This is a genomic window from Curtobacterium sp. MCPF17_047, assembly GCF_003234045.1.
GTDB lineage: Bacteria > Actinomycetota > Actinomycetes > Actinomycetales > Microbacteriaceae > Curtobacterium.
Window position 1 is genome coordinate 264,964 of the sequence record NZ_QKSF01000002.1, and the last position, 15,208, is coordinate 280,171.

At 73.5% G+C, this 15,208-nt stretch carries 14 protein-coding genes; 10 read left to right on the forward strand and 4 right to left on the reverse strand.

Features of this window, described 5'->3' with window-relative positions:
* Positions 1-20 precede the first annotated feature (20 nt).
* Positions 21-1,421 carry an NAD(P)/FAD-dependent oxidoreductase gene (locus DEJ33_RS03585; RefSeq protein WP_111077275.1) on the forward strand — a complete coding sequence of 467 codons (1,401 nt, stop codon included), beginning with the start codon at positions 21-23 and terminating at the stop codon, positions 1,419-1,421.
* A 3-nt stretch (positions 1,422-1,424) separates the two neighbouring features.
* On the forward strand, positions 1,425-1,781 hold the full coding sequence (locus tag DEJ33_RS03590; protein WP_111077276.1) for a Fe-S oxidoreductase: 357 nt from the start codon (positions 1,425-1,427) through the stop codon (positions 1,779-1,781).
* A 377-nt stretch (positions 1,782-2,158) separates the two neighbouring features.
* On the opposite strand, the gene DEJ33_RS03595 is transcribed toward DEJ33_RS03590, so the two are convergent.
* A complete protein-coding gene (locus DEJ33_RS03595) occupies positions 2,159-2,986 on the reverse strand; it encodes an ABC transporter ATP-binding protein (protein WP_111077277.1) in 828 nt (275 codons plus the stop codon).
* Entirely contained in the window at positions 2,983-3,894 is a 912-nt protein-coding gene (locus DEJ33_RS03600; protein ID WP_111043807.1) for a siderophore-interacting protein, read from the reverse strand. Before DEJ33_RS03600 ends, DEJ33_RS03595 begins: the two co-directional genes overlap by 4 nt.
* A gap of 63 nt (positions 3,895-3,957) precedes the next feature.
* On the opposite strand from DEJ33_RS03600, the gene DEJ33_RS03605 reads away from it, so the two are divergent.
* The 6 genes from DEJ33_RS03605 (at position 3,958) to DEJ33_RS03630 (ending at position 10,014) form a co-directional block, all read left to right on the forward strand.
* Positions 3,958-4,911 (forward strand): alpha/beta fold hydrolase, encoded by a 954-nt coding sequence (locus tag DEJ33_RS03605; protein ID WP_111194270.1) that lies wholly within the window; start codon positions 3,958-3,960, stop codon positions 4,909-4,911.
* Between the two features lie 110 nt (positions 4,912-5,021).
* A complete protein-coding gene (locus DEJ33_RS03610) occupies positions 5,022-6,521 on the forward strand; it encodes an ABC transporter substrate-binding protein (protein ID WP_111077279.1) in 1,500 nt (499 codons plus the stop codon).
* 10 nt (positions 6,522-6,531) lie between these two features.
* Entirely contained in the window at positions 6,532-7,485 is a 954-nt protein-coding gene (locus tag DEJ33_RS03615) for an ABC transporter permease (protein ID WP_111077280.1), read from the forward strand.
* Positions 7,482-8,420 (forward strand): ABC transporter permease, encoded by a 939-nt coding sequence (locus DEJ33_RS03620; RefSeq protein WP_258374719.1) that lies wholly within the window; start codon positions 7,482-7,484, stop codon positions 8,418-8,420. Before DEJ33_RS03615 ends, DEJ33_RS03620 begins: the two co-directional genes overlap by 4 nt.
* Positions 8,417-9,217 carry an ABC transporter ATP-binding protein gene (locus DEJ33_RS03625; RefSeq protein ID WP_111077281.1) on the forward strand — a complete coding sequence of 267 codons (801 nt, stop codon included), beginning with the start codon at positions 8,417-8,419 and terminating at the stop codon, positions 9,215-9,217. Before DEJ33_RS03620 ends, DEJ33_RS03625 begins: the two co-directional genes overlap by 4 nt.
* A complete protein-coding gene (locus DEJ33_RS03630) occupies positions 9,214-10,014 on the forward strand; it encodes an ABC transporter ATP-binding protein (protein WP_111077282.1) in 801 nt (266 codons plus the stop codon). The genes DEJ33_RS03625 and DEJ33_RS03630 overlap by 4 nt, the downstream gene beginning before the upstream one ends.
* A 239-nt stretch (positions 10,015-10,253) precedes the next feature.
* Here the strand turns inward: DEJ33_RS03630 and DEJ33_RS03635 are convergent, their stop codons facing one another.
* Positions 10,254-11,693, reverse strand: a complete 1,440-nt coding sequence (locus tag DEJ33_RS03635) for an amidase (protein ID WP_111077283.1) — start codon at positions 11,691-11,693, stop codon at positions 10,254-10,256.
* 71 nt (positions 11,694-11,764) lie between these two features.
* On the opposite strand from DEJ33_RS03635, the gene DEJ33_RS03640 reads away from it, so the two are divergent.
* Positions 11,765-12,460 (forward strand): hypothetical protein, encoded by a 696-nt coding sequence (locus DEJ33_RS03640; protein WP_111077284.1) that lies wholly within the window; start codon positions 11,765-11,767, stop codon positions 12,458-12,460.
* Here the strand turns inward: DEJ33_RS03640 and DEJ33_RS03645 are convergent.
* Complete coding sequence (locus DEJ33_RS03645) at positions 12,457-13,425, reverse strand: NAD-dependent epimerase/dehydratase family protein (RefSeq protein ID WP_111077285.1); 969 nt, start codon at positions 13,423-13,425, stop codon at positions 12,457-12,459. The two genes, DEJ33_RS03640 and DEJ33_RS03645, sit on opposite strands and share 4 nt — an antisense overlap.
* A 103-nt stretch (positions 13,426-13,528) precedes the next feature.
* On the opposite strand from DEJ33_RS03645, the gene DEJ33_RS03650 reads away from it, so the two are divergent.
* Complete coding sequence (locus DEJ33_RS03650) at positions 13,529-15,193, forward strand: ABC-F family ATP-binding cassette domain-containing protein (protein ID WP_111077286.1); 1,665 nt, start codon at positions 13,529-13,531, stop codon at positions 15,191-15,193.
* Positions 15,194-15,208: the final 15 nt, after the last annotated feature.

Here is a 15,208-nt window from a genome sequence, read left to right on the forward strand (position 1 = left end):
CGAAGGCTACGCTCGGCCACATGACGGACTACGACCTCATCGTGATCGGAGCCGGCGCTGTCGGCGAGAACGTGGCGGACTACGCCCACAAGCGCGGCCTCTCGGTCGCCGTGGTGGAAGCCGAACTCGTGGGCGGTGAGTGCTCCTACTGGGCCTGCATGCCGTCCAAGGCACTGCTCCGCAGCAGCCACGCGATCGCCGCGGCCAAGCGCGTGGGTGGCGCGGCGGAAGCCGTGACCGGTGACGTCGACGCGGCCGCCGTGCTCGCACGCCGCAACTCGTTCACGAGCAACTGGGACGACGCATCGCAGGTGCAGTGGCTCGAGTCCGCCGACATCGCACTGATCCGTGGCCGCGCCGTGATCACCGGTGAGAAGACCGTCGAGGTCGACGGCACCACGTACACCGCACACGCCGTCGCCCTGGTCACCGGTTCCGTGCACACCCTGCCGCCGGTCCCGGGTCTGGCCGAGGCGAAGCCGTGGGGCACGCGGGAGGGCACCAGTGCGCAGGAGGTCCCGGAGAGCCTGCTCGTCATCGGTGGCGGCGTCGCCGGTTCCGAGCTGGCGACCGCCTGGGCAGCACTCGGCGCGAAGGTCACGCTGGCCGCCCGCCACGGTCTGCTCGGCGGCATGGAGCCCTTCGCGGGCGAACTCGTCGCCGACGGCATGCGGGAGCTGGGCATCGACGTCCGCACCGGTGTGAACCCGACCCGCGTCGACCGCGACGAGCACGGGCTGGTCACCACCACCTTCGACGACGGCACGACCCTCGTCACGAGCGAGGTCCTCGCCGCGACCGGCCGCGCACCGGGCACCGAGCACCTCGGGCTCTCCTCCGTCGGGCTGACCGACGGCGAGTGGCTCGACGTCGACGACACCATGCTCGTCACCGGCACCGACTGGCTGTACGCCGTCGGTGACGTCAACCACCGCGCGCTCCTCACCCACCAGGGCAAGTACCAGGCCCGCGCAGCCGGCGAGGTCATCGCGGCACGGGTCCAGGGCCGTCCGGTGCACGCCGAGCCGTGGGGCGCGCACGTCGCCACCGCGGACCACGCCGCGGTCCCGCAGGTCACCTTCACCGACCCCGAGGTCGCGAGCATCGGCCTCACCGAGGAGCAGGCGCGTCAGCAGGGCATCGACGTCCGCGCGGTCGAGTACGACCTGGGCAGCGTCGCCGGCTCGGCACTGCAGGCGGACGGCTACACCGGCCGGGCGAAGATGGTCGTCGACGAGTCCCGCGGGGTCGTCGTCGGGGTCACCTTCGTCGGGCAGGACGTCGCCGAGATGCTGCACGCCGCCACCGTGGCGGTCGTGGGCGAGGTCCCGGTCGACCGGCTCTGGCACGCGGTCCCGGCCTACCCCACCATGAACGAGATCTGGCTGCGCCTGCTCGAGACCTACGGCCGCCCCGAGTAGCCGATGCGGAACCCGCTCGTCGACTCGCCGGTGTCCCGTGCGGGATGGCTCTTCGCGACGGCCGTGGGCCTGGCGATCGGGCTGCCGCTGTCGTCCGGACCCGTGCGGGTCGTCGATGGCGTGATCGTCTGCCGAGGACTGCCGCGCTGGGTCTTCCGGCGCGGTGGGACCTGCGTCGGCTCGGTCTACCTGACGCGGGACAACGACGGCGACCGGGTCCTGCGGCACGAGCGTGTGCACGTCGACCAGTGGCGCCGCTACGGCATGCTCATGCCGCTGCTCTACGGGATCGCCGGGCGGGATCCGCTCCGCAACCGCTTCGAGGTCGAGGCCGGGTTGGAGGACGGCGGCTACCGCTGACCCGCGTTCCCCGCGCTCGGCACCCGGCTCGGCTGGCGCCGCCTGGCGTCCGGCGCCCGGCGCCCGGCGCCGCCCGGCCACGCACAACAGCAACCGGCTCGAACCACGGGATCCCCCGGTTCCAGCCGGTTTCCGCTGTGCGGCGCCGTTCTGCGCCGCCGATCTGCGCCGCCGATCCGATCGAGCGCCCGGCAGAGGACAACCGGGCATCGTCCTCGCGCCGAACGGTCACGACAACGGATCCGCCGTTCGGTCACGTTCGGTCGTTCCGCGGCGCTGAGAACGACGATGTGTGACCACTCGACGGACCCGAGCCGGGCGCGGCAGCCCGGCCCGATGCACGCGGCAGCCCGGCGCAGCGCACGCGTCAGCCCGGCTCAACGCGAGCGGCGCGGGACGACCAGCGGCGTCCCGGTCTCCGGATCCGGCACGACCACGCACGGCAGCCCGAAGACGTCCGCGACGAGTTCCTCGGTGACGACGGACGCCGGCGTCCCCTGCGCGACGATCGCGCCGTCCCGCATCGCGATCATGTGCGTGGCGTAGCGGGCCGCCTGGTTGAGGTCGTGCAGCACCGCGACGACCGTTCGCCCGGCGGCGTGGAGCGTGGACGCCAGTTCGAGCACGTCGTACTGGTGCGCGATGTCGAGGAACGTCGTCGGCTCGTCGAGCAGCACGATGTCGGTCTGCTGCGCGAGCACCATCGCGATCCAGACCCGCTGCCGCTGCCCGCCGGAGAGTTCGTCCACGCCACGGTCGGCGAGCCCCAGGATGTCGGTCTGCGCCAGGGCCGCCTGCACGACCTGTCGATCGGTCCCGCTGGAGGGGTGCAGCAGGTCCTGGTGGGGGAACCGTCCGCGGGCCACGAGGTCCCGCACGGTGATGCCGTCCGGAGCGATCGGCGTCTGCGGCAGCATCGCGACCCGCCGGGCGACGGCCTTCGGGCGGTACGACGTGATCGGCCGGCCGTCCAGGTACACGGTGCCGGCCGAGGGCTTGAGCGTCCGGGCCAGCGCCTTCAGCAGCGTCGACTTGCCACACGCGTTCGGCCCGACGATGACGGTCAGTTCGCCGTCAGGGACGTCCACGTCGAGGTCCTGCACGACGACCCGGTCGTCGTACCCGAGCCGGAGACCCCGGGCTCCGAGCGCGGTGACCGGTGCCTCCGGGGTGAGGACGGTCGCGGGACGACCGGCAGGACTCAACACTCCGCCTTGCCGTGCCGCCAGTACCCCATGAACGCGACCTGCTTCCGGTCCAGCCCGATGCTCCGCACGAGGTGACGACGGAGCTCCTTGACGCAGCCGGCCTCCCCCGCGATCCAGGCGTACACCGGCAGGTCGTCGTCCTCACGCGGGACGTCCCAGAGCACCTGCTCGTCGACGTCCACGTCGACGAGTTCGGCCGCGGCCGCAGCGCGTCGGTCGACGACGAGCGGGTCCGGTGCCACGGTCGAGGCCCAGGCGTGCACGTGGTCCGTCATCCGGGCCCCGTGCGAAGCACCGTTGCGGGCGATCCAGCGGACCTCGACCCCGGCGGGCGCCGACACCGGCAGCCGGTCGGCGTCGGTCGGGACCTCGATGAAGACGTGTCCGACGGCGCTGACGTCGAGGGCTTCGAGGATGGCGCAGATCGCGGGCGCGGCGGTCTCGTCCCCGGCGAGCAGGATCCGGTTCGCGGACCCGGGCGAGAACTCGGCAGCGCCGGACGGCAGGTCGGCGGGCGACTCCGGGACGCTCGGCCCGACGATCCGCAGTTCGTCACCGACGCGGCACGCGGACACCCACCGCGATGCGGGGCCGGCGTCCCCGTGGGCGACGAAGTCGATGTCGAGCTCGTGGGCGTCGGGCCGGAACGAGCGGACGGTGTAGGTGCGGATCGGGTTCCGGGTCGCGTCCGGCAGGGCACGCCACGCGGCGAACCAGTCCTGCCCCTCGGGCAGGTCCGAGAACCCGTGGCCCTCGAGCGGCAGGAGCACCTTGATGCGCTGGTCGAGACCGACGGCCGAGAAGTCCGCGAGCTCGTCGCCCGTCAGCGTCACCCGGACGAAGTGCGGGGTGAGCGACGTGACGGCGGCCACACGGACGGAGAAGACACGGTACCGGGCTGCCACACCTCGAGTATGGCATGCCTAACCTAACGACAGAAGGGCGCGAGGCACTGCGACACTGGTCGGGTGTCCGAGCACGATGACGAATTCGCCGACGTCCCCGCCCTGGCGGCCGCGAGCGGCGTGAGCGAGCCGCTCCGCGCCTCCCGGCAGGACGTGCGCACCGACGGCGGCGGGACGGTCTCGGCGATCCGCTGGTCCCGCACCGGCCCGCCCGCGCCCGGACGGGAGGCACGGATCACCTACCTGCACGGGCTCGGCATCGACGCCCACAGCTTCGACCAGACCGCGGTCGCGATCGACCAGCCGGCCGTCGCGCTCGACCTGCCCGGGCACGGCCGCTCGGCCTGGCGGGAGGACGCGGACTACGCGGCGACCGCGACGGCACCGACCGTCCTCGCCGCCCTGGACGCCCTCGACGTGCCGCCGGGGCTCGTCGTCGGCCACTCACTCGGTGCGATCCTGTCCGCGCGGCTCGCCGCCCTCGCACCCGCGCGGGTCACCGGGCTCGTGCTCGTCGACATGTCCCCGGACTTCGCGCAGCGGGCCGTCGACCGGATCGCCCGTGCCCTGGAGTCCGAGGAGCCGTTCGCGAGCCTGGACGAGGTCGTCGAACGGGCGATCGCCGCGCGAGTCGGTGGGGACGAGGCGACACTCCTCCGGGAGGCGCGCCACTCGACCCGGCTCGGCGCCGACGGACGACTCGTGCGGCGGCACCACTTCCCGCACCTCGGCGGTCGCACGTCGTCCGTCGGGCGGTTCGTGGACGCGTGGCCGGACCTCGAGCAGCTCGACGTCCCGCTGCTGCTCGTCCGCGGTGACCGGGGGTACGTCTCCCCCAAGCTGCACCACGCGTTCGCCGAGCGGCTGCCGGACGCCACGATCGTGACGGTGGAGTCGCGGCACGCCGTGCAGACGCAGGCGCCGCTCGCCCTCGCGGACGCGATCCGGGAATGGGCGACCACTCGCGGCTTGTTGGATGGCGTCGAAGAACCCCCCGAGACTTCGTCCGAGACCTGACACCGCCGGTGCCCGGCTGCCCGGTAGCCTCGTCCGAGCGTCGCTGACGACCGTCGTCTCGCCGCCCTCGTCCCGGCCCTCGTGGGTCTGGCTCCGGGAAGGAACCCAGCATGCGTCCGCTCCACCGCACCGCCCTGGCCGCGGCAGCCCTCGCCGTCGCGACCTCGGTCGCCCTGGCCGGCTGCTCCGGCGGCTCCGACGACACCCGGGGCGGCGCCGACGCGACGGTCCGGGTCGGCCTGGTGCTCGAACCGACCAGCCTCGACATCCGCACCCAGTCCGGCAACGCGCTCGACCAGGTGCTCATCGACAACGTCTACCAGGGGCTCGTCGGACGGACCGCGAGCGGGAAGGTCCGCGACGTGCTGGCGTCCTCGCACGAGGTGTCCGACGACGGCCTGACCTACACGTTCACGCTGCGCGACGGTGCGACCTTCCAGGACGGCGAGCCGGTCACCGCGAAGGACGTCGTCTGGTCGTTCGAGGACGTCAAGGCGCACGAGTCCTACGTCGACGCGGACGACCTCGCCGCGGTGGAGACCGTGGCCGCCACCGGAGACGACACCGTCACGCTGACCCTCTCGAAGCCGGACTCGGACCTGCTCTGGAACCTCACCGGCCGCGCGGGCCTGGTCCTCGAGCAGGCGGCGGACAACGACCGGACGAAGACCGCGAACGGCACCGGGCCGTTCGAGGTCGCCAGCTGGAAGCAGGGCGACTCGCTCACCTTCCGCCGGAACCCGGACTACTGGGGCGCGACGGCGAAGGTGGCGAAGGTCGTCTTCCGGTACATCACCGACCCGTCGACGGCCGTCAACGCCATGGCCGGCGGCGATCTCGACGTCGAGACCGCGGTCGACGGCACCCTGAAGAGCCAGCTGCAGAACACCTCCGGCGTCACACTGCACACCGGCAAGACGACCGACAAGTACACGCTCGCGTTCAACGACCAGAAGGCACCCTTCGACGACGTCCGCGTCCGCAGGGCGATCCGGCAGGCCGTCGACCCGAAGGCCGTCATCAAGGCGATCGGCGGCGGCGGGGTGGAGCAGGGCGGTCCGATCCCCGCGCTCGACCCCGGCTACCAGGACCTGACCCACATCGACGCGTACGACCCCGCCTCGGCGAAGAAGCTCCTGCGGCAGGCCGGCGTCACGAAGCCGACGCTCACCCTGACCTACGCCAACGTGTACCCCACGGCGATCGGCGACGTCCTGACCTCCGAGCTCGCCGACGTCGGCATCACGCTCAAGGTGCAGCGCGTGGACTTCGCGACCTGGCTCGACTCGGTGTTCAAGAACAAGGACTTCGACCTCAGCATGGTGAACCACACCGAGGCGCGGGACTTCGGCAACTGGGCGGACCCGGACTACTACTTCGGGTACGACAACGCCGAGGTCCAGCGGCTCTACGCAGCCTCCGTCGCCACGACCGACCAGGCCGAGAAGGTGCGCGCCCTGCAGCAGGCGGCGAAGATCGTCAGCGACGACGCCGCGGCCGAGTGGCTGTACACGGCGACCACCACGACGGCGGTCCGCGACGGGGTCACCGGCTTCCCGTTCGACAGCACCACGACCCGCTTGGACCTGGCGGACCTCGCCGTCTCGTAGCATCGGAGTCGTGACCCGATTCCTCGTCGGGCGGGTGTTCCTGCTCGCCGTCGGACTGCTCGTGGCGAGCCTGATCGTCTTCGCGACGCTCCGCGTGCTCCCCGGCGACGTCGCGCAGGTCGTCGCCGGAGCCGAGGCGACGCCCGCCCAGGTCGCGGCGCTCCGCGAGCAGCTCGGGCTCGACCGGCCCGTCGTGCTGCAGTACCTCGACTGGATCGGCGGCCTGTTCCACGGTGACCTCGGCAACTCGCTCGTCACTCGCGGCCCGGTCGCCCCGGAGATCGCGCAGAAGCTCGCGGTGACGCTGCCGCTCGCCGGCATGTCCCTGGCGGCCGCGCTGGTCATCGGCGTCCCGCTCGGCGTGCTGGCCGCGGTGCTCCGTCGCCGACCGGGTGGCGCGGTCATCTCCGGTGCCGCGCAGGCCGTCGCCGCGATCCCGGTCGTCTGGGCCGGCATGCTGCTCGTCGCCCTGTTCGCCGTGACGCTGCACTGGCTTCCCGTGCAGGGCTTCCCGCTCGACGGCTGGGACACGCCGGGCCGGGCGTTCGCGGCGCTCGTCCTGCCCGCGCTGACCATCGGCGCGGTCGAGGGAGCCGTCATCCTCCGCTTCACCCGGTCCGCGACGCTGTCCGTCCTCGACGCCGACCACGTCCGCACAGCGGCGGCCGTCGGCTTGACGAAGAACCGGGCGCTCCTCCGCCACGGCCTGCCGAGCGTCGCGCTGACCGTGCTCGCCGTTCTCGGTGTGCAGATCGCCGGGCTGCTGGTCGGAGCCGTCGTCGTCGAGCAGCTGTTCTCACTGCCCGGGGTCGGCCGCATGCTCGTCACCGACGTCGGCCGGCGCGACATCACGAAGGTGCAGTCCGAGCTCCTCGTGCTCACCGGTCTCGTGCTGCTGGTCGGGTTCGCCGTCGACGTGCTGCATCGCGTGCTGGACCCGAGGCAGCGCGAGGCTTCGTCGTGAGCGCGCTCGGCCGGCTGCTCCGGACCCCGACCGGACTGTTCGCCGTCGTCGTCCTCGGGCTGCTCGTCGTCCTGGCCGCGGTGTCGCTCGTCTGGACGCCCGAGGACCCGTTCCGCACCGACCCGTTCCACCAGTGGGAGCGCCCGAGCGCCGCGCACTGGTTCGGCACCGACGGGGTCGGCCGCGACATCGCCAGCTACCTGCTCGCCGGCACCCGGACCACGCTCCTCGTCGCGGTCGGCGCCGGGGTCATCGCCAGCGTCGTCGGCATCGTCCTCACCGCGATCGGCTCCCTCACCGCCCGCTGGATGCGCGAGGCCACGGCGGTGCTCCTCGACGTCCTGGTCGCCTTCCCCACCCTCCTCACCGCGATGCTCCTCACCGCCGTGTACGGCGGGTCGCTCGGCGTCGTCGTGGTGTCCGTCGGGCTGGCGTTCGGCGTCACCATCGCCCGGGTCGCCCGCGGTGAGATCCGGCGCATCGCACGGAGCGACTACGTCGTCGCAGCCCGCGCGTCCGGGGTCGGGCCGCTGGGCGTGCTGTTCCGCCACCTGGTCCCGAACGCCGCGCCGTTGTTCACCGTGCAGCTGTCGCTCGCGATGGCGACCGCGGTCCTCGCCGAGGCCGGGCTGTCCTACCTCGGCTACGGCGCCGACGCGGGCACGGCGTCCTGGGGTCGGCTGCTGTCCGACCTGCAGACCTACATCGGCGTGCATCCGTGGAGTGCGACCTGGCCGGGTGCGGCGATCGCGCTCGTCGTGATGGCGCTGTCCCTGCTCGGCGACGCGGTCCGGGACGCCACGGACCCACGGCTGATGACCAGTCGGCGGGGGCCGGACGCGGCTCCCGCACCCGGCACCGCAGTGGGCACGCCCGACACACCCGACACCCGCGGCACGACCGGCACGGTCAGCGGAACGGAGGGCATCGCATGAGCACCGGAACGGCGACGACCGGCCTCGAGGTCCGCGGCCTGACGGTCCGGATCGCGGGGCGGACGGTGCTCGACGACGTGACGTTCACCGTGCCTCCCGGCCGTCGCGTCGGCGTGATCGGCGCGTCCGGGTCGGGCAAGTCGATGACCTCGCTCGCCCTGATGGGCCTGGAACCCGCCGGTGCGACCGTCAGCGGCAGCATCCGCCTGGACGGACGGGAGCTCGTCGGCCTACCCGACCGCGAGCGTGCACGCACCCGCGGCGCGGCCATCGGGATGGTGTTCCAGGAGCCGGGGACCGCCCTCGACCCGCTCCGGCGCGTCGGCAGGCAGATCGTCGAGCCGCTCCGGCTGCACCGGGGTCTCGACCGGCGCGCCGCCGCCGAAGCCGCCGTCGGACTCGCCCGGGACGTCGGTCTGCCGGACCCGGAACTGCTGCTCCGGCAGTACCCGCACCAGCTGTCCGGCGGGCAGCGGCAGCGGATCTGCATCGCGATGGCGATGGCGGGCGAGCCCGCGTTCCTCGTCGCCGACGAGCCGACCACCGCGCTCGACGTGACCACGCAGGCGCGGATCCTCGACCTGTTCGAGTCGCTCACGGCCTCCAGGGGGACGGGGATGCTGTTCGTGACGCACGACCTGGCGGTCCTGTCGCGGATCGCGGACACGGCTGTCGTCCTGGAGGCCGGACGTGTCGTCGAGCAGGGCCGCGTCGCCGACCTGCTCGCCACGCCCGGGCACCCCGCCACGCTCGCGCTCGTCGAGGCAGCCCGGGCCACCGCCAGGAGGACCTCGTGACGGAGCTCGACACCGCTGCTCCGGCCCTCGCCGGCGCGGACCTCAGCCGCACGTACCGGCTCCCCCGGCGTGGCCCCTTCGAGCCCGGCGCGGTCCGCACCGCCGTGGACGGCGTCGACCTCATCGTCCCGTCCGGCGCACGGCTCGGGATCGTCGGTGAGTCCGGGTCCGGCAAGTCGACGCTCGTCCGCCTCCTCGCCGGGCTGGAGGCCCCCACCACCGGCACGGTCCACGCTTCTGGCCGCCCCGTGGACGCGCGGGCATCGGCCGCGTCCTCGCGCTGGTTCCGGCGCGAGACCGGCATCGTGTTCCAGGACCCGGTCGCCTCGCTCGACCCGCGGATGCGCGTCGGTGCGATCGTCGCCGAACCGCTCCGGGCACTCCGTGTCGCCGGCGACCACCGCGCGATGGTTGCGGCGGTCCTGGAACGGGTGGACCTGCCAGCCGACGCTGCTGACCGGTACCCGCACGAGTTCTCCGGCGGGCAGCGCCAGCGGATCGCGATCGCCCGCGCGGTGGTGCACCGACCGCGGATCCTGTTCGGGGACGAGCCGATGAGCGCCCTCGACGTCGTGGTGCGCGCCCGCGTGATCGACCTGTTCCGCTCGTTCGTGGACGACCTCGGGGCGACACTCGTGCTCGTCTCGCACGACATCGGGGTCGTCCAGCGCCTGTGCGACACCGTCGCGGTGATGTCGGCGGGGCGGATCGTCGAGCACGGCCCGGTGTCCCTGCTCGACGCGCCGACGCACGAGGTCACCCGGGCCCTGGTCGCGGCGGCGCCGACGCTGCCGTAGGGCCAGGGGCGCGCGGGCGGCCCGGCGAGGCCGGGGTGGCGGCGCCCGGGTCGCACAAACCGCCGCTCACATCCGCCGAGGTTGCACGGACTGCCGGCCACGCGCCTCCAGGCCTGCAGATTTCGCGACCTCGGCGGACGACGCGCGGCATGTCGTGCGACCTCGGCGGACGGCGACACGCCCGGCGACACGCCCGGCGACAGGCCCGCCCGACGAGCGCCCGCGCCGAGCGCCCCGCGCTACCAGCCGGCGGGGTGTCGCCGCTGCCAGCGCAGCCGGCGCTCGAGCTGCGCCCCGATCGCCAGGAGCACCCGCTCACCACCCGGACGTCCGATGAGCTGCACCCCCATCGGCAGCCCCGCGCCGTCCGGGTGCCCCTCGCCCGTGACCCCGACGGGCAACGAGATCGCGGGCAACCCCGACACGTTCGCCATCGACGTCCAGGGCGAGTACGCGCACTGACGACGGAAGTCCTCCTCCGGGTCGTCGCCGTACCAGCCGAGCGGCCTCGGGGTCATGGCGAGCGTCGGCGTGAGGACGGCGTCGAACCGGTCGAACGCCCGGATCAGCGCGATCGAGAACGCGTCCAGTCCGGCCATCGCGTCGAGCACCTGCGTCGCGGACAGCTCCCGCCCTCGCGACACCAGCCAGGCGACGAGGGGCGTCAGGGCGCGCAGGTCGATGCCGGGGATCCGGGCGATGCCGGCGCCCGAGGACTCCCACGCCACCTGGAACGACTCCGCGTACGGCACGCGCGGCATCACGACCTCCTCGACCCCGTGCCCGACCTCGCCGAGCACACGGACGGCGGTGTCCACGGCCTCCCGCGCGGCCGGGTCGACGACCACGTCGACGAAGTCGTCCCACGGCGAACCGTCGAGCAGCCCGACGACGAAGCGCCCCTCGCCCCGGACGGCGGCCGCGGTGAACGGCCCCTCGCCGACCTCGGGTGTCACGAGCGCGTAGGGCTGGCGCTCGGCCAGACCGGTCGGCGCCACGAGTGCGTCGAGCAGCATCCCCGCGTCGGCGACGGTCCGGGTGAGCGGCCCGGCGACAGCGAGTCCGCCCAGCCCGGCACGCCCGGGCATCGACGGCACCCGACCACGACTCGGCTTGAGTCCGACCAGGCCGGTGGCCGCGGCCGGGATCCGCACCGAGCCTCCACCGTCCGACCCGACGGCCGCCGGCAGCAGCCCGGCTGCGACGGCGACGGCGGCGCCGCTCGACGACCCGCCCGGGGCACGCGTGGTGTCGTACGGGTTGCGGGTCGTGCCGAAGCGCGTCTCGGAGGACGACGACATGCCGAACTCGGGCGTCGCCGTCTTGCCCAGGCTGATCGCCCCGGCGTCGTCGAGGGCGGTGACGAGCGGGTGGTCGACCGTCGCCGGGTCACCCGGCAGGGCGAGCGTCCCGGACCGGGTCGGGACGCCGCGCCGGTCCGTCAGGTCCTTGTCCGCGGACGGGAGGCCCCACAGCGGCCTCGACGTCGGCACCAGGTCGCCGAGGTGGTCGGCCCGGGCACGCGCGGCCTCGGCAGTGACGGTCACGAACGCGCCGAGCTCCGGGTCGAGCCGCTCGATGCGGGCGAGGTAGTGGTCGGTGACCTCGCGGGCGGTGGTGTCACCGCGGCGGATCCAGTCCCAGAGTTCCTGCGCGGACAGGTGGTGGAGTTCGAACACGGATCGAGCCTAGGCCGACATGTCGTTCCCCGGCCCTTGACCGACCGCCTCGACGGGTCCAGGCTCGGCGCATGGACCACGGCGGAGTGCTCGGTGCGGATGCGCCCGACCCGGAGATCGCGCGCCGGGCCGCGGCCCGCTCGCTGGGGTTCGGCGTCGCCGGGCTCGTCGCACAGCGGCATCTCGAGGACTTCGGTTCCGTCGGCGTGCAGACGGGCGAATCCGACGGCGTCCGCGACAGTGCGACCGTGTCGCGGCAGTACACACTCTGGCGGAACCCGGAGGACCACGACGACCCGGTGAACCTAGCGGCGATGGACGACGAGCGGCGACGGTCCCTGGAGGAGGTCCCGCCCTGGCCACGCCCGGACTGGCTCGTCGCCACGGTCGAGCGGATGCGGTACCCGATGCTGTGGGAGGCGGTCCGGACCCACTGGAGCCGGCTCGGTACCACCCGCCCGTCACCTGCCGAGGCGCTCGTCCAGCACGTGCAGTACGTCCTCGTCAACGGGTACCGCGACGAACTCGCTCTCCCGGAGTCCACCGAGGACCCCTGGCCGACGCTGGTCGACGAACGCAGCGTCCAGTCCGGACACCCCGTCTTGGTCGACGGCGTCGAGCGCCCCGGGCTGCTCCTCGACACGGACCCCTTCGTGCTCGGCCTGGCCACCGAGCTCGACGACGGGCGACTCCTGACGGCGGTGCTCCCCCGCGACGAGCTGCCCCTGCTCACCGTCGCCTTCGACTCCGCGACCCCGCTGGGCTAGTCCGCCTGGACCACGCTGAGGACCCGCCGCTCGTCCGCTGCCGTCAGACCCGACCGCCGACCGCGCGCAACCCCGCGAGCACGCTCGTCCTCGACGACGCGCCGCACGGTCTCGGCGAGCGGCCGAACCGTCCCGCCGGCCGCGAGGAACGCCCGACCGGCCCGCCGCGCGAACCCGACCTCACTCACCGGGATCCACAGCGGCAGCGACGCCGGCCCCGCCCAGTACGTGACCCCCTGCGCAAGGAGGGTCTCGTCGTCGGCCGCCACGAGCCTCCCGTCGAACCCGGTGGCGGTCGCCACGGTGTCCAGGAAGGCCCGCATCGACGTACTCGGCCCGACGGCGTCGACGGTCCCGACCGTGCCCACCCGCCCGGCCCGGACGATCCACTCCGCCAGGTCTGTGACATCGACCACCTGCACCGCACGGTCGTCAAGGACCGGAGTGAGCACGTCGCCGCCGCGGTCGAGCCGAGCAGCCCAGTAGCCGAACCGGTCACTCGGGTCGCCGGGTCCGACGATGAGGCCGGGCCGGACCACGAGCGCGTCTGTCCCGCGCACCCGCCGGGTTGCACGCTCCCCGGCGGCCTTCACGTCGGCGTACTGCGTCAGGTCCACGGGCTCGACGACCGGCGCGTCCTCGTCGTCGCCGGCCCGGTCGGTCCGCGCGTACACGGAGATCGTCGAGACGGAGGTCCAGTGCCGGGCACGCGTCGCGAGCGCCTCGAGCGCACTCGCGACGTGCGCCGGATCGGTCGCGAGCTCGACGACCTCATCCCAATCGTCGCCGAGGTGCGCGTACGCGTCGGCAGCCGAGCGGTCGGCGCGGACGAACCGTGCGCCGGCCGGCGGCTCCCCCGACTCCCCGCGGGCGAGACATGTCACCTCGGCACCGTCCCGTATTGCCGCCTCGGCGACCGCCCACCCCAACCACCCGGTCCCACCCAGCACCAGAACGTGTCGCATGCGGCCAGTCTGGCAGCGCACCGGACGAGAGGCCCGGGGCGGCCCGGCACCGCGCCTCCCGCCCCGGTCCGTGGCCGCCCCGGCGAGGTGGGACGATGGAGGGATGACCGCCACGCTCGTCGCCAAGGGGCTCGCCGGCGGCTACGCCGCCCGCACGCTGTTCGACTCCCTCGACCTCACGGTCGCACCCGGTGACGTGATCGGCGTCGTCGGCGTCAACGGCGCGGGCAAGTCCACGCTGCTCCGCCTGCTGGCCGGGGTCGACGAGCCGCTCGCCGGGGCCGTGTCACTGTCGCCGACGGACGCGTTCGTCGGCTGGCTGCCACAGGAGCACGAGCGGGTGCCCGGGGAGACCGTCGCCGGGTACGTCGCCCGCCGGACCGGGTGCGCCGACGCGGCGGCGGAGATGGACACGACGGCGCTGGCCCTCGGCGAGCCCGACGCCGGGGATGCCGCCGCCGACCGGTACTCGGTCGCCCTCGAGCGCTGGCTGGCCTCGGGTGCCGCGGACCTGGACGAGCGGATGCCGGTGGTGCTCGCCGACCTCGGCCTGACCCTCGACGCACCCGACGGCTCGGTCACGGCGGACTCGCTGATGACCTCGCTGTCCGGCGGACAGGCGGCCCGGGTGGGGTTGGCGGCGCTGCTGCTCTCCCGGTTCGACATCGTGCTGCTCGACGAGCCGACGAACGACCTGGACCTCGACGGGCTGGACCGGCTCGAGGAGTTCGTGCGCGGCCTGCGCGGCGGCGTCGTCCTCGTCAGCCACGACCGCGAGTTCCTCGCCCGCTCGGTGACGGCGGTCCTGGAACTCGACCTGGCGCAGTCGTCGAACCGGCTGTTCGGCGGTGGCTACGACGCCTACCTCGAGGAACGCGAGATCGCCCGCCAGCACAAGCGCGACGCGTACGACGAGTTCGCGTCCACCAAGGCCGACCTGGTCTCGCGTGCCCGGACGCAGCGCGAGTGGTCGAGCCAGGGCGTGCGGAACGCGATGAAGAAGGCCCCCGACAACGACAAGATCCGTCGCAAGGCCGCCAGTGAGTCGAGCGAGAAGCAGGCGCAGAAGGTCCGGCAGATGGAGTCGCGCATCGCCCGGCTGGACGAGGTCGAGGAGCCGCGCAAGGAGTGGCAACTCGAGTTCACGATCGGGCAGGCGCCCCGGTCCTCGGCCGTCGTCGCGACCCTGTCGAACGCCAGCTACGAGCAGGGCGACTTCACCCTCGGGCCGGTGTCGCTGCAGGTGAACGGCGGCGACCGGATCGGCATCACGGGCCCGAACGGCGCCGGCAAGTCGACGCTGCTGCGGGCGCTGCTCGGGCGGCAGGAACCGACGACCGGCACGGCGTCGATCGGGTCGAGCGTGGCGGTCGGCGAGGTCGACCAGGCCCGGTCGCTGTTCACCGGGTCCGAGCCCCTGGCCGCCGTGTTCGAGGACCTGGTCCCCGAGATGAACACCCCGGACGTCCGCACCCTGCTCGCGAAGTTCGGGCTGAAGGCCGACCACGTCGGACGGGCCGCCGGTGAGCTCTCGCCGGGCGAACGGACCCGTGCCGGGTTGGCGCTCCTCCAGGCCCGCGGGGTGAACGTGCTCGTGCTCGACGAGCCGACGAACCACCTGGACCTCGTCGCCATCGAGCAGCTCGAGCAGGCACTCGAGTCCTACGAGGGGACGCTGCTGCTGGTCACCCACGACCGGCGGATGCTCGACACCGTGCAGCTCGACCGGCAGTGGCGGGTCGAGGCCGGCCGGGTCACCGAGGTCTGAGCGTCGGGAGCCCGG

Coding starts and splice junctions, on each gene's coding strand:
- DEJ33_RS03610 (WP_111077279.1), top strand. CDS start 5,022: ATGCGTCCGCTCCACCGCACCGCCCTGGCCGCGGCAGCCCTCGCCGTC.
- DEJ33_RS03625 (WP_111077281.1), top strand. CDS start 8,417: ATGAGCACCGGAACGGCGACGACCGGCCTCGAGGTCCGCGGCCTGACG.
- DEJ33_RS03650 (WP_111077286.1), top strand. CDS start 13,529: ATGACCGCCACGCTCGTCGCCAAGGGGCTCGCCGGCGGCTACGCCGCC.
- DEJ33_RS03645 (WP_111077285.1), bottom strand. CDS start 13,425: ATGCGACACGTTCTGGTGCTGGGTGGGACCGGGTGGTTGGGGTGGGCG.
- DEJ33_RS03590 (WP_111077276.1), top strand. CDS start 1,425: ATGCGGAACCCGCTCGTCGACTCGCCGGTGTCCCGTGCGGGATGGCTC.
- DEJ33_RS03640 (WP_111077284.1), top strand. CDS start 11,765: ATGGACCACGGCGGAGTGCTCGGTGCGGATGCGCCCGACCCGGAGATC.
- DEJ33_RS03585 (WP_111077275.1), top strand. CDS start 21: ATGACGGACTACGACCTCATCGTGATCGGAGCCGGCGCTGTCGGCGAG.